A 16,387-nucleotide genomic window follows, 5' to 3' on the forward strand; every position below is an offset into this window, starting at 1 on the left:
ATCTAAACCGTTTTTTATGGCTAAAGCAAAAGCGCTGGCGCAAGAACAGCACTATAACTTTTTCCACAGCGTGGAAATGAGTTTCGACAAAGCTGCGCAGTTTACCAAATGGAGAAACGGGATACTGGAACAGATCAAGGCCTGTAACGCAGTATACCGCATCAAATTCCCGGTACGGGTAGGAGAGAATATCGAAGTAATTGAGGCCTACCGCGTACAGCATTCCCACCACAAACTCCCCTGTAAAGGCGGCATCCGTTTCAGCGAAGAAGTGAACCAGGACGAAGTGATGGCCCTGGCCGCCCTCATGACCTACAAATGCGCCATTGTAAATGTGCCGTTCGGTGGCGCAAAGGGCGGTATCAAGATCAACCCCCGCAACTACAGCCCCTTTCAGCTGGAAAACATTACCCGCCGCTATACCGCTGAACTGGTGAAAAAGAACTTCATTGGCCCCGGCATAGACGTACCGGCGCCTGACTATGGTACGGGAGAAAGGGAGATGAGCTGGATACTGGATACCTATATGAGCCTGCGGCCCGGTGAAATAGACGGCTATGGCTGCGTAACCGGCAAACCCGTATCCCAGGGCGGGGTAAGGGGCCGCAAGGAAGCTACCGGCCTGGGCGTATTTTACGGCCTGCGGGAGTTGTGCAATGTGAAGGAAGACATGAAGCGCCTGGGCCTGGAGCCCGGCCTGGATGGCAAAACCGTGATCGTTCAGGGGATGGGGAACGTGGGCTACCACGCGGCCAAGTACTTCCACGAAGCGGGCGCCAAAGTGATCTGCCTGATAGAATATGACGGCGCCATCTACAATTCCAAAGGCCTCAACCCTGACGCTGTGCTGAAGCACCGGAACGAAACCGGCTCTATTGTAGGGTTCCCCGGCGCCAAAAACCTCAAGAAAAATACGGACGGCCTGGAGCTGGAATGCGACATTCTCATACCCGCCGCGCTGGAAAACGTGATACATGAAGAAAATGCGCCCCGCGTAAAGGCAAAGATCATCGGCGAAGCGGCCAATGGCCCGCTCACGCCCGAGGCAGACGAGATACTGGCCAAAAAAGGCGTGATCGTGGTGCCGGACATGTTCCTGAATGCGGGCGGCGTTACCGTATCCTACTTTGAATGGCTGAAAAACCTGAGCCATGTGCGTTATGGCCGCCTGGGCAAACGGTTCGACGAAAACATGAACATTCACATCCTGGGCCAGATAGAGGAACTGACCGGCAAGAAGGTGTCTGAAAAGGAAAGAAAGTTCATTGCACACGGCGCCGATGAGGTAGACCTGGTGTATTCCGGCCTCGAAGAGACCATGATCACCGCGCTGCACGAAGTGCGCGAAAAATCACTGGAGCATAAAAAGATCAAGGACATGCGCACGGCCGCGTACGTTTGCGCCATAGATAAAGTGGGCGCGGCTTACGAACAGCTGGGCATTTTCCCCTGATGATAATATTCTTTCAGGAAGCGGGTATGGCGCAGTTGTGCGGCATGCCCGCTTTTTTTTCGGCGTGCGTGGCCCCATAACGCGGAGAGCAGTGGTATGCATTGGCCATGCAGGCCTGCCTGGGCTTTTGGTGAAATTGCCCACCGGGCATCCAGGTACTATAGCGCCTGTTCTTCCGGCGGCGCCAGCGCCGGATAGTCCGGCAGGTCCTCCACAAATTCCCAGCTGCCTCCCGCCGGGTTTAGCCGGCAGCACCAGGTATGCGTACCGTTGGTTATGACCAGGAAAGCGGCCGGCAACGCCATGTGATACCTGACGATCTGCTCCAGCACCGGCATGCCCAGCGGCACGCCCATCTCCTTGCATTCAACGATCATCCAGGGCTCCGCCTCGCGGGAATACACCACAATATCACAGCGTTTGCGCAACTCACCCAGGTTCATTTCCTTTTCGATGCTCATCAGCGCGCCGGGGTACTCGCGGCTTTTCACCAGGTAGTTGAGAAAGTTCTGGCGCACCCATTCTTCGGGCGTAAGCACCACGTACTTCTTGCGGAAAGGGTCAAAAATCATATCCTGCCCTTGCCGGGCTACAATGCGGAAATCAGGCGGGGGAAAACTGATGCTGATCATGCCGTAAAACTACTGAACGCTGGCTGATTCGTGAAAAAACATTACATTCACTTGTCAAAAGGCTATGAAGACGAAAGAAGAGATAGTAGCTAACTGGCTTCCCCGGTACACCGGTGAGAAGCTGGAGAACTTCGGTTCCCATATTCTCCTGACCAATTTTTCCAACTACGTTACCATGTTCGCCCAATGGAATAAAGCCCGCATCATTGGGACGGATAAACCTATGCAATGTTGCACGGCGGATGATATTACCATCATCAATTTCGGGATGGGCAGCCCCGGTGCGGCCACCGTTATGGACCTGTTGAGCGCCATTATGCCCAAGGCGGTGCTCTTTCTCGGGAAATGCGGGGGGCTGAAGAAGAAGAACAGCATTGGGGACCTCATCCTTCCCATTGCGGCCATCCGCGGGGAAGGTACGTCTAACGACTATTTTCCGCCAGAAGTGCCTGCCCTGCCTGCTTTTGCCCTGCAAAAGGCCATTTCAACCACCATCCGGGAATACGGATGTGACTACTGGACGGGTACCTGCTACAGCACCAACCGCCGGGTGTGGGAACACGACGGGGATTTCAAGAAATACCTGGAACGCATCCGCACCATGGCCATTGACATGGAAACGGCCACTATTTTTTCCGTAGGGTTTTATAACAAAATACCCACGGGCGCGCTGCTGCTGGTATCCGACCAACCCATGGTGCCCGAAGGTGTGAAAACGGAGGAGAGTGATAAAAAAGTAACGAACGAGTACGTAGAGCGCCACCTGAAAATTGGGGTAGATTCTCTCAAGAACCTCATCAACAGTCACCAAACCGTTAAACACCTGCGCTTTTGAGCCATTCCCAGCCTTTCATTTCTATCCGTGACCTGGCGGTTACCTTCCATTCCGAAGAGGAAACGGTTACGGCCGTCAATCATATTTCGCTGAACATCATGCCTGGTGAAATACTGGGTATTGTGGGAGAGTCCGGTTCCGGGAAGTCTGTTACGGCGCTCAGCCTCATGCGGCTGATACAGGCCCCTGGCCGCATCAGCTCCGGAGAGATCATCTACCAGCCGCCGGGGAAGCTCCCCGTTAACCTCCTGCAATTGCCGCCCGCTAAAATGCGGGCGTTCCGGGGCGCCGAAATTGCCATGATCTTCCAGGAACCGATGACCTCGCTGAACCCGCTGCACACCTGCGGCCACCAGGTAGCGGAAGCCATCCGCCTGCATAAACAGGTGCCGGCCGGCGAAGCGCGGCGCCAGGCCATTGCCCTGTTTGAAAGGGTGCGCATTCCCCACCCGGGGGAAGCCTATGAGAAATACCCGCATGAACTGTCAGGCGGCCAGAAACAAAGGGTCATGATCGCTATGGCCATCAGTTGTGGCCCGCGGCTGCTTATCGCAGACGAGCCCACCACCGCGCTGGACGTTACCGTACAGAAAACCATCCTGGAACTGCTGCGGGAGCTGCAGCAGGAAATGGGGATGAGTGTGGTGTTTATTACCCATGACCTGGGCGTGATAGCAGAAATAGCTACCCGGGTGGCGGTGATGTATAAAGGAAATGTGGTGGAGGAAGGAGCGGTGGCGGATATTTTCAGCCATCCCCAACATCCATATACCAAAGGCCTGCTGGCCTGTCGCCCGCCGCTGGAATTGCGCCTGCGGCGCCTGCCGGTGGTGGGAGACTTCCTGGAAGAAGGCCGCGCAGCCGATGTAGATGCTTTTGTACGCTCGCTTGTGCTGCCGGAAAAAGACCTTGCCGCCCGCGCCGCCATGCTGGAAGAACGCCCGCCGCTGCTGAAGGTAGAAGGCCTCAGCACCTGGTTCCCACGCCGGCGCAGCCTGTTGGGAAAAGTACGGCAGTGGACGAAAGCCGTAGACGATGTGAGCTTTGAAGTGCGGGAAGGGGAAACCCTGGGCCTGGTGGGTGAGTCCGGTTGCGGCAAAACCACCCTGAGCCGGACGCTGCTCAGGCTGATAGAGCCTACGCACGGGCAGATCATCTATAAAGGGCGGGACCTCCGCAGCCTTTCTCCCGCAGACATGCGGGAAATGAGGCGGCATGTGCAACTGATCTTTCAGGACCCGTATTCCTCCCTCAACCCGCGCATCACCGTAGGCCAGGCTATTATGGAGCCTATGCAGGTGCATGGTCTTTATGCCGGTGACCGTGCCCGCAAGGAAAAAGTGCTGGAACTGCTGGAAAAGGTAAACCTGCGCCCGGAACATTACCACCGCTACCCCCACGAGTTTTCGGGCGGGCAACGCCAGCGCATTGTGATAGCCAGGGCCCTGGCGCTAAACCCCGAGTTCATTATTTGTGACGAGTCCGTTTCCGCGCTGGATGTCAGCGTACAGGCGCAGGTGCTCAACCTGCTGGTACAACTGCAGCACGAGTTTAACTTTACATATATATTTATTTCACATAACCTATCTGTGGTACATTTTATGAGTGACCGCATGATGGTGATGAACAAAGGCAAAATTGAGGAAATGGGGCCGGCAGGGGAGGTGTATCACCGGCCGCGGTCTGCCTACACCCGGCAGTTAATTGCCGCCATACCCGGCCGGTAGACTTTTTTTGATGAAGTACGGTATATTCCGTACCTTTGCACACTTTAAATTCATTCATACCGTAATATGAAATTATCACAATTCAAGTTCGATCTCCCGTTAAACCTGATCGCACAGCATCCTTCCAAAACAAGAGACGAGAGCCGTTTGATGGTGGTGAACCGCGCCACCGGCAAGATAGAACACAAGGTTTTTAAAGACATTCTCGGTTATTTTAACGACAAAGACGTAATGGTGGTGAATAACACGAAGGTGTTCCCCGCCAGGCTCTATGGCCGTAAGGAAAAGACCGGCGCAAAAATCGAAGTGTTCCTGCTGCGTGAGCTGAACAAACAGAACCGCCTCTGGGACGTAATTGTTGACCCCGCCCGCAAGATCAGGGTAGGCAACAAGCTGTATTTCGGGGACGATGAAAGCCTGGTGGCCGAAGTGATAGACAATACCACTTCCCGCGGCCGTACCATCCGTTTCCTGTTTGAAGGCAATGACGAGGAGTTTAAAGCCGTGCTGGACAGCCTGGGTGAAACGCCGCTGCCCAAGTACATCAAACGCAAGCCCGAAGAAGAGGACAAGGAGCGCTACCAGACCGTGTACGCCAAGTACGAAGGCGCCGTGGCCGCACCTACCGCAGGCTTGCACTTCAGCCGCGAGCTGATCAAACGCCTGGAGATCAAAGGCGTGAAATTTGCGGAAGTAACCCTTCACACCGGCCTGGGCACCTTCCGCCCTATTGAAGTGGAAGACCTCAGCAAACATAAAATGGACGCGGAATATTTCCACATAGATGAGTATGCCGTGAAAATTGTGAACAAGGCGAAGGAAGACAACCGCAAGATCTGCGCTATTGGCACTACTACCGTAAGGGCCATAGAATCTTCCGTAACCGCGCAAAACCATCTGAAAGCGGCAGAAGGCTGGACGAACACCTTTATTCACCCGCCTTACGATTTTTCCATTCCCAACGCGCTGGTAACCAATTTCCACCTGCCTAAAACAAGCCTGCTCATCATGGTTTGCGCCTTTGCAGGGTATGACCTGATCATGGACGCCTACCAGCAGGCCATCAAGGAGAAATACCGCTTCTTCAGCTATGGCGACGCCATGCTGATCGTCTGAGGCAATACGGACCGACAATTTTTTGGGCAAATAGCAGCAATGCTGTTTGCCCTTTTCTTTTAAATATGCTTACTTCGTGCTGCGGTGCAGTGAAAGGTATGAGGTCATAGCCCCCATAAACCGCTGCCCCCTGATTCGTAATTCCTAATTCGTATTTCGTCATTGAAACAGAAGATAGCCGTTATTGTTGCCGGAGGCTCCGGCCAGCGCATGGGCAGCGCCACTCCCAAACAATTTCTTGCACTGGCTGGCAAACCCGTATTGTACCACACCATTGCGGCATTCAGGGCGGCATATGAAGATATGCACATTGTGCTGGTAGTGCCGGAGGCGCATCAGTCGCAAATAGCGCATGTACTGGCCGCGTTTGACCGGCCGCCGTCTGTTGCCCTGGTAACGGGGGGAGCAACCCGCTTTCATTCCGTACGCAACGGGTTGCAGGTAATAAAGAGCGAGGCGGTAGTGTTTGTGCATGATGGCGTGCGCCCGCTGGTATCCCCTTCGTTGATCCGTACCTGTTATGAACAGGCATTGGTGCAGGGGAGCGCGGTGCCGGCCATTGCGCTGAAAGACAGTATCAGGGAGGTAGACGAGGAGGGCAACATGGCGGTAGACCGCGCCCGCTTCCGGATCATCCAAACCCCGCAAACTTTTTTATCTGACCTGCTGATACCGGCTTTTGAGCAACCATATGATCCGTTGTTTACAGATGAGGCTACTGTGGTGGAAAGGACCGGGCACGCCATTCACCTGGTAGAAGGGGAAGAGCATAATATCAAAATAACCCGGCCGGCAGACCTGGCCATTGCGGCGGCGTTTTTACAGGGAATAGATTGAGTGCTGCCCGAGGCGGATACCTGTATACGGGTTACTCGGATTGCCCCTTGCTGATCTTTTGCAATATCTGGTGGGCTGCTTCCAGCGCCTGAAAGCCGTCTATCACATTCACCGTTACCGGTTTGTTTTCAAGAATACTGTCCCGGAACAGCTCCAGCTCCATGCGGATGGCATTGGATTGTTTGATTTCCGGGTTGTCTATGGCAATGGTCTTTTTGCCGGAGTTGGTGGCAATGTCCAGCGTAAAGAGCCCTTCGTCTTCCGGTGTTTTCAGCTTGATGATCTCGGTCTTTTTATCGAGGAAGTCTATACCGATGTATGCGTCTTTCTGGAAGAGGCGCATCTTGCGCATTTTTTTAAGGGAAATGCGGCTGGAGGTCAGGTTGGCAACACAGCCGTTGTGAAATTCTATGCGTACGTTGGCAATGTCCGGCGTATCGCTCATAACAGCCACGCCACTGGCGGAAATACGGCTGATGCTGGATTTGACGATACTGAGCACAATGTCTATGTCGTGTATCATCAGGTCCAGTATTACGCTCACATCTGTGCCGCGCGGGTTAAATTCCGCCAGGCGGTGCACCTCAATGAACATGGGTTTAAGGTCATATCCCTTCAGGGCCAGAAAAGCCGGGTTGAAGCGCTCTACATGCCCTACCTGGAACTTGATGCTGGCCTCGTCTACCAGTTTCACGAGCAGCTTGGCCTCTTCCATGGTATTGGTCATGGGCTTTTCCACAAAAACGTGCTTGCCGTTGCGGATAGCCATTTCACACAATGCAAAATGCTGGGTGGTAGGGGCCACAATGTCTATAGCATCAGATGCGTTGATGAGCGCTTCCGCCGAGGTAAAGCGTTTGATCTTGTATTGCTCCTGCACGCCATCCGCATGGGCATCATTCGGGTCAAAAAAGCCGGTTACCTCAACATCTTTCATGGTAGCCAACTGGGATAAGTGGATTTTGCCTAAATGCCCTACACCGAACAAGCCTATTTTGAGCATGAGTGATTTTTTTTGTGGAAAATTCCTGCAAATGTAACAAAAGCGACCATTATTACTTTATATAATAATTCTATATTGTCCTTCCGTTTTACATGTACCGTTTTGTTTTCACCATATTAACCCTTTTATGGGCTGCACAGCAGGCAGTTGGGCAATGCAATACGCTGGGACAGTCTCCGCAGAGCGCTTTCCCCGTTTGCGGCACCCGGGCGTTGCAGCAGGTGCAGGTGCCGCCCTGCGCCGGCCGCTCTATTCGTGTGCAGGGGTGCTCCAACCAGGTAGACTTCCGGGACGTGAACGCCTTCTGGTATAAATTTACCTGCTACGATGCCGGTACGCTGGGTTTCTCCATCAGGCCGGCAGATGCCAATGATGACTATGACTGGCAACTGTTTGACGTAACGGGTCGCAACCTCAACGATGTTTATACCAACGCGAACACCCAGGTGTCCGGCAACTGGAGCGCCATTCCCGGAGAAACAGGCGCTTCCGCCGCGGGTACCGTGCAGATAGCCTGTGAGGGCTATGGACAGCCCAAATGGAGCCGGATGCCCACACTCATTGCCGGCCACCAGTACCTGCTGATGGTCAGCAACTTTTCCGAGTCCCAAAGCGGCTATGCCCTGTCTTTCCAGGGCGGCACCGCCAATATTACCGATCCGCTGCCCGGCGCGTTCAAAGAAGCGGCGTACCGCTGCCTGAATAACCGCATCGGTATCAAGCTGAACAAACGCTTCCAGTGCTCCACGCTTACTGCCGCCGGCAGCGAATTTGAGATAGTGGGTGCCGCGGCCGTGGTAACAGGCGCTCAGGCAGTAGGCTGCGGCGCCGGCTTTGACATGGACTCCGTAGTGCTGGAACTTGACCGGCCTTTGCCTGCCGGCAATTATACGGTGCGTATGCGCAACGGTACTGACAATAACACCCTGCTGGACGCCTGCGATAATCCCATCGCCGTGGGCCGTGAGGTGGCTTTTACAGTACCGGTTCCGCAATATGTGCCTTTTGACGCGCAGAGCGTTCGCCCTCCGGGCTGCCGGCCTGATAAAATAATGGTGCGGCTGCCGGGGCCTGTACGCTGTGCTTCCGTAGCGGCAGATGGCAGTGATTTTGCATTGGGAGGAACGGGCCCGGCCGTGAGCATTGTGGCCGCCAATACCTTCTGCAACGGGCAGCTGACAGACAGTATAGAACTGATACTGAGCAATACCATATACGAAAACGGTAATTTCTCCATCAACCTTGTAAGGGGTATTGATGGCAATACCCTCATTAGTGAATGTGGTGTGGAAACACCGCCGGGCGCCAGCGTGCCCTATATTACCGCAGACACCGTCAACGCCCTGTTCTCTTACCGTACCCGGCTGGATTGTGTGTATGACACCATTTTCCTGCAGCACAACGGGGCCCATGGCGTGAATGACTGGCAATGGTCTTTTGAGGACGGTTCCACCATGACGGGGCCTGCACCCGAAAAAGTGTACACCGTGTTTGGCGCCAAAACCGTTACGCTGGCCGTCACCAATGGCGTTTGCCAGGATGAACATATGGAACAGGTCCTGCTGGACAACGAACTGAAAGCTGACTTTGCCGTTAACACCCCGGTGCTTTGCCCGCTGGACATGGCGTCTTTTACCAATAACAGCATCGGTAACATTGTTTCCCATCACTGGGACTTTGCATTCGGTTCCGGATCACGCATGGTAACGCCGCAGCCCTTCCGTTACCCGCTGGAAAGCCGTGAGCGCACTTACGAGATCAGGCTGATAGTGGAAGACAACCTCCAGTGCCGGGATACGGTGGTGCACACCCTCAAAACGGTACCCAGTTGCCGGGTAGCCGTACCTACCGCCTTTTCACCCAATAACGACGGCCTGAACGATTTTCTATACCCCATCAATGGCTACAAAACTGCTGACCTGTATTTCCGGGTTTTTGCCCGTAATGGCCAACTGGTATTTGAAACCCGCCAGTGGACGCAGAAGTGGGACGGTACGATCAATGGTACCCCCGCTGGTGTAGGTACCTATGCCTGGGTGCTGGAATATACGGATACCGAATTGGGCATTCGCGTATTCCAGAAAGGGGTGACCACACTGGTACGTTAGTTGCCCAGCCCGCTGCATGATCTCTCCCGGACTTTTGGCAGGGGCGCCCCTGGCTTTCCCCGCAGGTTATAACAGCCCGTCTTCCCGCAAACTGAAATACCCTGTAGGCGCTACGATCAGGTGGTCCATGATCTCAATGTCCAGCAGGCGGCCGGCCTCCTTCAGGCGTTGCGTCATGGTAATATCTGCTTGGCTGGGCCGCAGGTTGCCGGAAGGGTGGTTGTGGCAGAGCAACAGGCGGGTGGCCCGGTGAAGCAGCGCCGCCTCAAATACCAGGCGTGGGTCTACGGTGGTGGAAGTACGCCCGCCGGAGCTGAGGCAGCCGTAACCAAGCACTTTATTGGCGTGATTCAGGTATACGGCATAAAAACTCTCATGCTGCTCGTCTTCCAGCAGGGGTTTCAGGAGCGCCGCCGCGTCTGCGCTGGAGTACAATACCGTTCTGTTGCTGGTCAGCCCCGCCGTTTGCCGCCTGCGTGCCAGTTCCAGCGCTGCCAGTATGGTAACGGCCTTGGCATCGCCAATGCCCGGGAACTGTTTTAAATGGTGTGGCCCCAGCCGCCCCAATTCCGCAAGGTCATTGCCGCAAGACAGCAGGATGGACTGGGCCAGCTCCACCGCAGATTGGTCTTTATTGCCAGAATTGATCAGGATAGCCAGCAATTCTGCATGGCTGAGCGCACGGGGGCCCTTGCATAACAGCTTTTCCCGGGGCCTGTCATCCTCGGCCCACTTGCGGATAGACGGCAAGCTCCGCCCGGTACCGGTCAGGTACCTCGAGATAGGGGGTAAGAAAGTAGGGTTAACGTCCATCATCGTCCTTTTAATCCTAAGATACTAATATCTTTAGTAAATAGCCCCCATTATTCTTAGTATTTTATTCCAGTTGAGCTACTGTAAAGGGTTTGAAGGGACCGGTTGATTTTTTTTCTTCTTATCTCATATAAAGTCATAGTTTTGCAACCTCTTTTCTTCATCATGAATCCAAAGGTAAAAATCTTCACAGGTAACAGCAATCCCGAGCTGGCAGCGCGTATTGCAACCCGGTACGGCAACGGTCTCGGCAAGGTGAATATCCAGAAATTCAGCGACGGTGAATTTCAGCCGGTTTTTCTTGAGAGCATCCGCGGCGACTATGTTTTCCTGGTGCAGGGTACCAATGCCCCCACCGAGAACCTTATGGAGCTGCTGCTCATGATAGATGCCGCTAAAAGGGCCTCTGCCGGATATATTACGGCTGTAATCCCTTATTTCGGGTTTGCCCGGCAAGACAGAAAGGATAAGCCCCGCGTGGCCATCGGCTCCAAGCTGATTGCCAACCTGCTCACCGCGGCAGGAGCTAACAGGGTGATTACCATGGACTTGCATGCTCCGCAGATTCAAGGGTTCTTTGACATCCCGGTAGACCACCTGGACAGTTCGGCTATTTTTATCCCTTATATAGAGAATCTGAAGCTGAAAAACCTTACCTTTGCGTCCCCAGACGTGGGTTCTACCACCCGGGTGCGTGAAGTGGCCAGCTTTTTCAATGCGGAAATGGTGATCTGCGACAAGCACCGTAAAAGGGCGAACGAAATTGCGTCTATGGTGGTGATCGGTGATGTAAAGGACAGAGATATTGTACTGATAGATGATATCTGCGATACCGCCGGCACGCTCACCAAATCAGCCGCCCTGCTGGTGGAAAAAGGAGCAAGAAGCGTCAGGGCATTCTGTACGCACCCTGTATTCAGCGGTAAAGCGTACGAGAATATTGAAAATTCTGTGCTGGAGGAACTGGTGGTATGTGATACCATCCCGCTGAAGAAACAAAGCGCTAAAGTGAAAGTGATCAGCGTGGCAGACCTTTTTGCAGTGGCCATCCGCAACATGCACGAAAACAAATCAATCACAAGTTTGTTTGTGCACAGTCAGCGCAGGATGTAAGGAGTAGTATTTTTTTTATTTCTATAAATGTTTAAACAATGAAAACAATAACCATCGAAGGACAACTCAGGAGCGAATTCGGCAAACAAGCCACCCGCCTTCTCCGTTCTGAGGAAAAAGTGCCTTGCGTTATTTATGGGGGTGCGGAAACTATCAGCTTTTCTGCTGATGCCACTGCATTTAAACCACTGGTGTACACACCTGATTTCCAACTTGCTGAGATCAAGATCGACGGAAAAACTTACCGTTGCATTCTGAAAGACCTGCAGTTTGACACCGTTACAGACGAGCTGACGCACGTTGACTTCCTGGAGCTGACAGAAAACAAGAAAGTAGTGGCCACCCTGCCGCTGAAAGCCGTGGGTTCTTCCATTGGCGTTAAAAGCGGTGGTAAGCTGGTAGTGAAAATGAAAACGCTGAAAGTGAAAGCTTTACCGAAAGACCTGGTAGAGAGCCTGGAAGTAGACATCACTAACCTGGACCTGAACGAGAACATCCGCGTGGAAGATGTAAAGGCTCCCGGCATCGAGATCCTGAACTCTCCCCGTATCCCGGTTGCTTCTGTGGTAATGACACGTCAGTTGAAACAGGAAGAAGCTGCTGCCGAGAAGGAAGCCAAGAAAAAATAAATAGGCGAAATAATTATATTAGGAAGCCCGGCGGAATATCAGCCGGGCTTTTTATTTTTGGCATCCCGATCAATAGTTTATGTTATGAAGTATCTCATTGTTGGACTAGGAAACATTGGAGCGGAGTATCAGCATACCCGTCACAACATCGGTTTTGATGTGGCAGACGCACTGGCCCGTAAACACGGTGTGAGCTTCCGCAGTGACCGGCTGGCGGATGTGGCGGAGATCAGGTGGAAAGGCAGAGTACTGGTGGTGATCAAACCCACTACCTACATGAACCTCAGCGGCAAAGCCGTAAAATACTGGATGGACAAGGAAAAGATACCGGTAGAGAATGTGCTGGTAGTGCTGGATGAACTGGCCCTGCCGCTGGAAGTGCTGCGCCTGCGGCCCGGTGGCAGCGATGCGGGCCACAACGGCCTCAAAAGCATACAGGAAGCTATTGCCACCAACCAATACCCCCGGCTCCGTTTCGGTATCGGCAACGACTATCCGAAAGGCCGCCAGGTAGATTATGTGCTTGGAAAATGGAACAGCAGGGAAGAGCCCGTTGTGCTGCAAAAAACAGATAAATGTGTGGAGATCATTGAGAGTTTTGCGACCATCGGCCTGGAGCGCTCCATGAACAATTATAACAAGCTTACTTTTCCATTATAGAAGTAAATTGTATATTTCATGCCTAAAAGGTACCCCTACCTTTACCGCTATAGGTCATGATCCGTGTACCAACGATTCGCTATATCCTGCGGAATTACAGCAGTCATCCGGATGATAGTGCGTACGTTGGGCAATGTATTGTGGACTATGGGTCAAACCATAGGCTTTATTAACCTTACAAAATACACGCATTATGAAAATTATCTGCGTTGGAAGAAACTATGCCAAACATGCAGAAGAATTGAAAAACGAAGTGCCCTCCGATCCCGTGATTTTCATGAAACCGAAGAACGCCTTGCTGCAAAACAATCATCCCTTTTACTATCCGGAGTTTACGGACAACCTGCATTATGAATGTGAACTGGTGCTCCGGATTTCCAAAAACGGGAAACATATACAGGAACGCTTTGCTTCCAAGTATTATGACAGCATGTCTGTTGGCATAGATTTCACTGCCCGGGACCTGCAGGAAAAACAAAAAGCCAAAGGGCTACCCTGGGAAATAGCCAAATCGTTCGATAATTCTGCCGTAGTGGGAAAGTTTATTCCCATCACTGAAACAACAGACCTGAAAGACACCAATTTCGTTTTGTACAAGAATAAAGAACTGGTGCAGCATGGTAACACCAAAGACCTCCTGTTCAATTTCGATAAACTGATTGCCTATATCTCCCGCTTTTTTACGCTGAACATTGGGGACCTGGTGTTTACCGGTACCCCTGAAGGGGTGGGCGCCGTTGAAATTGGCGATACACTGGAGGCTTTTATTGAAAATGACAGTCTGTTGGAATTTATGGTGAAATAACCAACAAAAAGGCCGGCTGAAAAACGTCTCTTCTTTTCAGCCGGCCATTTTCCCGAGGCTCAGGGAATATTGCCGTAAATCACATCCAGGATGCGGGTCAGCTCCTGGTAATCCTTTTCTGTCAGGTCTTTCCAGCCCGTTTTCCGCATTTCCAGCACCATGGGCCGCACGTCTTTATATTTGTTCACCCCCGCCGGCGTTAGCTGCACGTACACCTTCCGCCGGTCGTCCGTAGACCCCTGCCGCTCCACCAGCTCCTTCTTCACCAGTAATTCAATGATGCGGGACACTGTAGTAATGTCTTTGGAGGTGAGCCTTGCCAACTCATTGTGAGTAATGCGTTTATGCTTGTAAAGGTTTTCCAGCAGCAGCCACTGGTCTACCGTAATGTCCTTTCCCTGCGCATCAAAATTCTTCTGCCAGTAGTTCCGTATTTTTTTCAAGGTAGCATCCAGCTTAAAAAAAGATGGATTACTCACAAAAGTGTCGTGCATATTAATTAATTTGCAGTAGCAATAGTTGTTATAGCAACTATTTGGTTTTGACCGCCAAAACAGTTTTACGTGCTTAAAGATAACATAAGCGTACCTACTTTGAAAGCCACCATTACACACAGGGAGCATGACGCTGACTTCCAGGCGTTACTGCAGCAGGCCTACCGGCTGATGTGCCTTGCGCGGAACATGGCTGTAAAGTACGAAGCCAACCGCGCTATCTGCAAATATGTTCACTCTACTTCAGCCGGCCATGAGGCCATACAGGTGGCGGCCGGCCTGCAACTGCAGCCGTGGGACTATGTAAGCCCCTATTACCGGGATGATGGTATGATGCTGGCCATGGGCTTTTCTCCCCTTACGCTGATGCTGCAGCTGCTGGCCAAAGGAGAAGACGTGTTCAGCGCCGGGCGTTCCTACTATTGTCATCCCTGCAGCAGGGAAGCGAACAAGCCCGTCATCCCCCACCAGAGCAGCGCCACCGGCATGCAGGTAATACCGGCCACCGGCATGGCGCAGGGCCTGCAATACCTTGAGCAAACGGGGTTGGCGGACGCCGCTAAACAGCCCGTGGTGCTTTGTTCGCTGGGAGACGGCAGCGTGACGGAAGGGGAGGTCAGCGAGGCCCTGCAGTTTGCGGTGCTGAAAAAGTTGCCCATTATTTACCTGGTACAGGATAATGACTGGGGTATATCCGTGAGCGCGGCGGAAGCCCGTGCCATGGATGCATATGAGTACGCCGGCGGTTTCAAGGGGCTGGAAAGAACGCGGGTGGACGGCAGCGATTTTGAGGCGGCCTACCAGGCCATGGCGTCCGCTATCCGGTATGTTCGCGCGGAAAGGATGCCTATACTTGTGCATGCCACCGTACCGCTGCTCGGGCATCATACTTCCGGTGTAAGGAAAGAATGGTACCGTACGGAAGAAGACCTGCAAAAACATGCGGACAGAGATCCCCTGCTGCTATTGAAAAACAGGCTGGCCCATACCGGTAAAATTGAAGAAGAGGCCGCCGCAGAAATAGACCTTGCTTTTGAAATGGCCTGCAACAGCCCGGAGCCTGACCCTGCCACCGTCAAAAACCATGTATTTGCGCCCACGCCGGTGAAAGAGGAAACCGGCACCCGCATGCCGGTTGACGGTAATAAAGTGGTGATGGTAGATGCGGCCCTGCATGCCATAGAAGAGATCATGCAGCAATTCCCGGAGGCCATCCTTTTCGGGCAGGATGTTGGCCGGCGCCTGGGCGGCGTATTCCGCGAAGCGGCCACCCTGGCGGAGAAGTTCGGGGACCACCGGGTATACAATACCGCCATACAGGAAGCATACATTATTGGCAGCACGGCAGGCCTCTCTGCGGTGGGCGTCAAACCCATCGTGGAAGTGCAGTTCGGCGATTATATCTATCCGGGCTTTAACCAGCTCGTGTCTGAAATTTCAAAAAGCTGTTACCTCACCGCCGGCAAATTTCCGGTTCAAACCCTTATCCGCGTGCCGGTAGGCGCTTATGGCGGGGGAGGGCCGTACCATTCCGGTTCCGTGGAAACTACTTTACTGAGCATTAAAGGTATCAAGATAGCTTTCCCTTCCAACGCGGCAGACCTGAAAGGCCTTATGAAAGCTGCTTTTCTTGACCCCAACCCCGTGGTGATGCTGGAGCATAAAGGCCTTTACTGGTCAAAAGTGCCGGGCACGCAGGCAGCTATGACCATTGAGCCTGCGGCAGATTATGTATTGCCTTTCGGCAAAGCCAGCATTGTACAGCCCGCGGAAGACGGCGTGTGCGTGGTGACTTACGGGATGGGGGTATACTGGGCAAAGGCCGCAGCGGAAAGTTTTCCCGGCAGGGTAGAGATCGTTGACCTGCGCACGTTATTCCCGCTGGATGAAGCGCTGGTATTTGATACGGTGCGTAAACACGGCAAATGCCTGGTGCTCACGGAAGAGCAGCTAAATAATTCCTTCGCCCAATCACTGGCCGCGCGCATTTCAGAAGCCTGCTTCCACTGGCTGGACGCCCCCGTGCAAACCATGGGCGCGCTAGACCTGCCGGCCGTACCACTGAATATGACGCTTGAAAAAGAAATGCTGCCTAATGCAGAAAAGGTGGCGGAAAAAATCAGCCGCCTGCTTGCCTACTGAAAAAGATTGATACCTGCCTT

General features: G+C 53.1%; 15 protein-coding genes. 11 read left to right on the top strand and 4 right to left on the bottom strand.

Translation table 11 applies throughout. The features are described from left to right. Window positions 1–16: 16 nt before the first annotated feature. Entirely contained in the window at window positions 17–1,453 is a 1,437-nt protein-coding gene (locus D3A97_RS11595; protein WP_119078673.1) for a Glu/Leu/Phe/Val family dehydrogenase, read from the top strand. A gap of 158 nt (window positions 1,454–1,611) precedes the next feature. On the opposite strand, the gene D3A97_RS11600 is transcribed toward D3A97_RS11595, so the two are convergent. After that, window positions 1,612–2,085 carry a type I restriction enzyme HsdR N-terminal domain-containing protein gene (locus D3A97_RS11600; protein WP_119078674.1) on the bottom strand — a complete coding sequence of 158 codons (474 nt, stop codon included), beginning with the start codon at window positions 2,083–2,085 and terminating at the stop codon, window positions 1,612–1,614. 64 nt (window positions 2,086–2,149) lie between these two features. On the opposite strand from D3A97_RS11600, the gene D3A97_RS11605 reads away from it, so the two are divergent. The 4 genes from D3A97_RS11605 (at window position 2,150) to D3A97_RS11620 (ending at window position 6,600) form a co-directional block, all read left to right on the top strand. Beyond that, window positions 2,150–2,920, top strand: coding sequence for an AMP nucleosidase (locus D3A97_RS11605; RefSeq protein ID WP_119078675.1), 771 nt, complete (start codon window positions 2,150–2,152; stop codon window positions 2,918–2,920). Next, the gene (locus tag D3A97_RS11610) at window positions 2,917–4,647 is read left to right on the top strand and encodes an ABC transporter ATP-binding protein (protein ID WP_119078676.1); all 1,731 of its coding nucleotides are present in this window, start codon (window positions 2,917–2,919) and stop codon (window positions 4,645–4,647) included. Before D3A97_RS11605 ends, D3A97_RS11610 begins: the two co-directional genes overlap by 4 nt. 66 nt (window positions 4,648–4,713) lie before the next feature. After that, window positions 4,714–5,763, top strand: a complete 1,050-nt coding sequence (gene queA / locus D3A97_RS11615) for a tRNA preQ1(34) S-adenosylmethionine ribosyltransferase-isomerase QueA (RefSeq protein WP_119078677.1) — start codon at window positions 4,714–4,716, stop codon at window positions 5,761–5,763. Window positions 5,764–5,925: 162 nt separating this feature from the next. Beyond that, entirely contained in the window at window positions 5,926–6,600 is a 675-nt protein-coding gene (locus D3A97_RS11620) for a 2-C-methyl-D-erythritol 4-phosphate cytidylyltransferase (protein ID WP_232825942.1), read from the top strand. Between the two features lie 31 nt (window positions 6,601–6,631). On the opposite strand, the gene D3A97_RS11625 is transcribed toward D3A97_RS11620, so the two are convergent. Continuing rightward, on the bottom strand, window positions 6,632–7,603 hold the full coding sequence (locus D3A97_RS11625) for a Gfo/Idh/MocA family protein (RefSeq protein ID WP_119078678.1): 972 nt from the start codon (window positions 7,601–7,603) through the stop codon (window positions 6,632–6,634). Window positions 7,604–7,695: 92 nt separating this feature from the next. Here D3A97_RS11625 and D3A97_RS11630 point away from each other — a divergent pair, with 92 nt between their 5' ends. Then, complete coding sequence (locus D3A97_RS11630; protein WP_119078679.1) at window positions 7,696–9,711, top strand: T9SS type B sorting domain-containing protein; 2,016 nt, start codon at window positions 7,696–7,698, stop codon at window positions 9,709–9,711. A gap of 66 nt (window positions 9,712–9,777) precedes the next feature. Here the strand turns inward: D3A97_RS11630 and radC are convergent, their stop codons facing one another. Then, window positions 9,778–10,527, bottom strand: coding sequence for a RadC family protein (radC, locus tag D3A97_RS11635; protein ID WP_232825943.1), 750 nt, complete (start codon window positions 10,525–10,527; stop codon window positions 9,778–9,780). 162 nt (window positions 10,528–10,689) lie between these two features. On the opposite strand from radC, the gene D3A97_RS11640 reads away from it, so the two are divergent. From D3A97_RS11640 to D3A97_RS11655, 4 genes are all read left to right on the top strand, one after another. After that, complete coding sequence (locus D3A97_RS11640; protein WP_119078680.1) at window positions 10,690–11,637, top strand: ribose-phosphate pyrophosphokinase; 948 nt, start codon at window positions 10,690–10,692, stop codon at window positions 11,635–11,637. Between the two features lie 38 nt (window positions 11,638–11,675). Beyond that, entirely contained in the window at window positions 11,676–12,266 is a 591-nt protein-coding gene (locus D3A97_RS11645) for a 50S ribosomal protein L25 (RefSeq protein ID WP_119078681.1), read from the top strand. 84 nt (window positions 12,267–12,350) lie between these two features. Continuing rightward, on the top strand, window positions 12,351–12,926 hold the full coding sequence (gene pth, locus D3A97_RS11650; RefSeq protein WP_119078682.1) for an aminoacyl-tRNA hydrolase: 576 nt from the start codon (window positions 12,351–12,353) through the stop codon (window positions 12,924–12,926). A gap of 193 nt (window positions 12,927–13,119) precedes the next feature. Beyond that, window positions 13,120–13,731, top strand: a complete 612-nt coding sequence (locus D3A97_RS11655; protein WP_119078683.1) for a fumarylacetoacetate hydrolase family protein — start codon at window positions 13,120–13,122, stop codon at window positions 13,729–13,731. Window positions 13,732–13,790: 59 nt separating this feature from the next. Here the strand turns inward: D3A97_RS11655 and D3A97_RS11660 are convergent, their stop codons facing one another. Further along, the gene (locus tag D3A97_RS11660; RefSeq protein ID WP_198673967.1) at window positions 13,791–14,225 is read right to left on the bottom strand and encodes a MarR family winged helix-turn-helix transcriptional regulator; all 435 of its coding nucleotides are present in this window, start codon (window positions 14,223–14,225) and stop codon (window positions 13,791–13,793) included. A 69-nt stretch (window positions 14,226–14,294) separates the two neighbouring features. Between D3A97_RS11660 and D3A97_RS11665 the strand changes: the two genes are divergently transcribed. After that, a complete protein-coding gene (locus D3A97_RS11665) occupies window positions 14,295–16,367 on the top strand; it encodes an alpha-ketoacid dehydrogenase subunit alpha/beta (protein WP_232825944.1) in 2,073 nt (690 codons plus the stop codon). The last annotated feature ends 20 nt before the right edge of the window (window positions 16,368–16,387 follow it).

This window comes from Chitinophaga alhagiae, from assembly GCF_003568665.1.
GTDB lineage: Bacteria > Bacteroidota > Bacteroidia > Chitinophagales > Chitinophagaceae > Chitinophaga > Chitinophaga alhagiae.

Bases quoted from the DNA above. Each gene is read 5' to 3' on its own strand.
- D3A97_RS11595 (WP_119078673.1), top strand. From the start codon at position 17: ATGGCTAAAGCAAAAGCGCTGGCGCAAGAACAGCACTATAACTTTTTC.
- D3A97_RS11600 (WP_119078674.1), bottom strand. From the start codon at position 2,085: ATGATCAGCATCAGTTTTCCCCCGCCTGATTTCCGCATTGTAGCCCGG.
- D3A97_RS11605 (WP_119078675.1), top strand. From the start codon at position 2,150: ATGAAGACGAAAGAAGAGATAGTAGCTAACTGGCTTCCCCGGTACACC.
- queA (WP_119078677.1), top strand. From the start codon at position 4,714: ATGAAATTATCACAATTCAAGTTCGATCTCCCGTTAAACCTGATCGCA.
- D3A97_RS11625 (WP_119078678.1), bottom strand. From the start codon at position 7,603: ATGCTCAAAATAGGCTTGTTCGGTGTAGGGCATTTAGGCAAAATCCAC.
- D3A97_RS11630 (WP_119078679.1), top strand. From the start codon at position 7,696: ATGTACCGTTTTGTTTTCACCATATTAACCCTTTTATGGGCTGCACAG.
- radC (WP_232825943.1), bottom strand. From the start codon at position 10,527: ATGATGGACGTTAACCCTACTTTCTTACCCCCTATCTCGAGGTACCTG.
- D3A97_RS11640 (WP_119078680.1), top strand. From the start codon at position 10,690: ATGAATCCAAAGGTAAAAATCTTCACAGGTAACAGCAATCCCGAGCTG.
- D3A97_RS11645 (WP_119078681.1), top strand. From the start codon at position 11,676: ATGAAAACAATAACCATCGAAGGACAACTCAGGAGCGAATTCGGCAAA.
- pth (WP_119078682.1), top strand. From the start codon at position 12,351: ATGAAGTATCTCATTGTTGGACTAGGAAACATTGGAGCGGAGTATCAG.
- D3A97_RS11655 (WP_119078683.1), top strand. From the start codon at position 13,120: ATGAAAATTATCTGCGTTGGAAGAAACTATGCCAAACATGCAGAAGAA.
- D3A97_RS11660 (WP_198673967.1), bottom strand. From the start codon at position 14,225: ATGCACGACACTTTTGTGAGTAATCCATCTTTTTTTAAGCTGGATGCT.